This window comes from Burkholderia sp. LK4, assembly GCF_001043615.1.
GTDB classification, from domain to species: domain Bacteria; phylum Pseudomonadota; class Gammaproteobacteria; order Burkholderiales; family Burkholderiaceae; genus Burkholderia; species Burkholderia cepacia.
Map to the genome: position 1 here is coordinate 1 of NZ_LDUL01000100.1, position 557 is coordinate 557.

Below are 557 nucleotides of genomic sequence, written 5' to 3' on the forward strand. Positions count from 1 at the left end.
CTGTCGACGGGCGTCCTCGCCTTCGGCTTCCTGTTCCTGTACATCCCGATCATCAGCCTGGTGGTGTACTCGTTCAACGAGTCGAAGCTGGTGACGGTGTGGTCGGGCTTCTCGCTGAAGTGGTACAGCGCGCTGCTGGACGACGACGAGCTGCTGACCGCCGCGTGGCTGTCGCTGAAGATCGGCCTGTTGACGGCCACCGCGTCGGTCGTGATCGGCACGTGGGCGGGTTTCGTGCTCGCGCGCTTCGGCCGCTTCAAGGGCTTCACGCTGTACACGGGGATGATCAACGCGCCGCTGGTGATTCCGGAAGTGATCCAGGGCATCTCGCTGTTGTTGCTGTTCGTTGCGCTGGAGCAGATGTTCGGCTGGCCGAAGGGGCGCGGGATGGTGACGATCTGGATCGGCCACGTGATGCTGTGCGTGTCGTACGTGGCGATCATCGTGCAGTCGCGCGTGAAGGAGATGAACAAGTCGCTGGAGGAGGCGGCGCTCGACCTGGGCGCGACGCCGCTGAAGGTGTTCTTCGTGGTGACGCTGCCGTTGATTTCGCAGGC

Annotated in this window: 1 protein-coding gene; it reads left to right on the forward strand. The window is 63.6% G+C overall.

Translation table 11 applies throughout. The features are described from left to right. Positions 1–557, forward strand: a 557-nt coding sequence (locus VK92_RS35865; protein ID WP_231600765.1) for an ABC transporter permease subunit, incomplete at both ends; no start/stop codon positions are given.